Below are 2,177 nucleotides of genomic sequence, written 5' to 3' on the forward strand. Positions count from 1 at the left end.
CTTTGTAATCGCCGGCGTGTTGGGTTTTTTCTCGATCCTCGCCTTCAGCTTGATTGGGGTTCACGCCAGCCTGGTTCATATCGCTGTATCGGACAACGTGCCGGCAGCACTGGCGAAATCTATGGGTGTAGTGGCCCTGCTGGTGATGACAGTGGTGATGGTCTCTGCGGCGGGATCTACCTTGGACTCGACCTTCTCCAGTTTGGCCAAGTTGGCTGGGCGTGAATTGCCAGCACTAGCCGGACATGACCTAGGGCGGAAGGCTATCGGCGCTGGAATGGCGGCGATGGTGGTTTTTGCCGTACTAGGCAACATACCGATGATGGCCGGTACCGATATTCTTAAGGCAACCACCATCAGTGGAACGATGGTGATAGGGCTTGCTCCCGTTTTCATCCTTCATGGTTTGGTGCGCCCAACTTGGTTGAGTTTTCACTTGAGCTTCTGGATTGGCATGGCATTGGGTGTATCACTCGTCCTTGGCTGGGTACCGGAAAGCTGGGCCATTGGTGAGGGTAAATATGCCTTGCTTCTTGGCGCCAATCTTTACGGCTTAATGCTGTGCACCCTGGGCTACCTGTTGCCTGGGTTAATTCCTCAACCTGAGAACTGTTAGGAGATTGCTATGTTGTTGCTGATGCCTCGTCAACCAGTGCCGTCTTTGAATGTATCACTTGTGCCGGAAGGGCAATGGACCCTCAATGCTGAACCCCCTGCGAATTTTACGTTATTGGTGTTCTACAGAGGGCTGCATTGCCCGCTTTGCCGTAAGTCTCTGCAAGAGCTCAACGGGCATGTGGGAAGTTTTGCCGAAAAGGGTGTTCAAGTCATTGCTCTCTCTAGTGACAGCCGGGAGCGCGCCGAGAAAACGCAAGAGATTTGGACGATCAATAACGTACGCCTAGGCTACGGCTTGAGCATTGAGGAGGCTAGACGCTGGGGTCTATACATTTCAAAAGCTACACCAGGTTCCGATGAGCCCGCGCTGTTCTCGGAGCCCGGGGTATATCTGATCCGCCCCAATGGCACCTTGTACATGGCCTCAATCAATACCATGCCTTTCGCTCGCCCTCATTTCGATGAAATTCTTGGAGCAGTCGATTACATCATTGCCAAAGATTATCCGGCGCGTGGCGAGGCCTGAAAATGACTTTGCGTCCTGGTCGCGATTGCCCGTTGGATTACCGGCTATCTTCGGCGGCATTCAGTGGTGAGACACAGCTGAGTTGCCAGAGCCTCTACGTAGTAGGAGGACTTTACGGCAATCTCCAGGCGTTGGATGCGCTTGAACAGTTGTTACTGCAGGAGCCGGGTGCGCAAGCTGTATTCAACGGTGACGCGCATTGGTTTGATCGCGATCAGCAACTTTTCCTCGAGATAGAAGAACGGCTCATTAAGCACTTACCCCTGCGCGGGAATGTTGAAACCGAGCTCGGACGTAGTGGGGATAATGGCGCTGGCTGTGGCTGCGCTTATCCTGACAGCGTTGCGGAACACACTGTTGACTGGTCCAACGCTATACATCGTACTTTGCGTACAACGCTCATGGGCTTGCCTGGGCTCCGCGAGCAAATGGCAAGCAGGCCGGCCTACGCGTTGGTGAACGTAAATGGTCATCGTATAGCCATTACTCATGGGGATGAGCAATCTCTGGCTGGTTGGCAGTGTTCGCGTGAGGCCTTACAAAACGCCTCTCGCCGTCGACAACTGGCTACCTGGATGACCGAACAACGGGTCTCGGTACTTGCGACTAGCCACACATGCACACCGGCTGCACTGAAGATGGCAGAGGGCGTTGTAATCAACAACGGCGCAGCCGGTATGCCCAATTTTGCCGGTACGCATTATGGCTTGGTCAGTCGAATCGCGAACTCTCAACATCCGTTGGCGATATATAGAACGCAGTTAAATGACCTATTTGTGGAAGCAATACCATTGGTCTATGACCAGACAAACTTTCTCCTCGACTTCAGCCGACAGTGGCCATCAGAAAGCCCCGCAGCTTATTCATATTGGAACCGTCTGATCGAAGGGCCCAGCGGCACGCCTCATTCGGCGCTGCTGCACGGATTTCATCTATGCCAATCCAACCCTCTACAGGATGCCTGTCTCCCATGAATGTTCGTAAGCTACTAGTACTGGCAGTGATCTTTGGCTTGATAGCCAGCTTTTTTGCC

The 2,177-nt window shown here is 53.3% G+C and carries 2 protein-coding genes and 1 pseudogene; all 3 read left to right on the plus strand.

The annotated features are described in order from the left end of the window. Positions 1–616: pseudogene (locus H7995_RS28010) on the plus strand (sodium:solute symporter); the annotation flags it as partial. A gap of 9 nt (positions 617–625) precedes the next feature. Continuing rightward, a complete protein-coding gene (locus tag H7995_RS28015; RefSeq protein ID WP_137807351.1) occupies positions 626–1,144 on the plus strand; it encodes a redoxin domain-containing protein in 519 nt (172 codons plus the stop codon). A gap of 2 nt (positions 1,145–1,146) precedes the next feature. Then, the gene (locus tag H7995_RS28020; protein WP_137807350.1) at positions 1,147–2,118 is read left to right on the plus strand and encodes a hypothetical protein; all 972 of its coding nucleotides are present in this window, start codon (positions 1,147–1,149) and stop codon (positions 2,116–2,118) included. The last annotated feature ends 59 nt before the right edge of the window (positions 2,119–2,177 follow it).

The organism is Pseudomonas kielensis (assembly GCF_014236655.1).
Classification (GTDB): domain Bacteria; phylum Pseudomonadota; class Gammaproteobacteria; order Pseudomonadales; family Pseudomonadaceae; genus Aquipseudomonas; species Aquipseudomonas kielensis.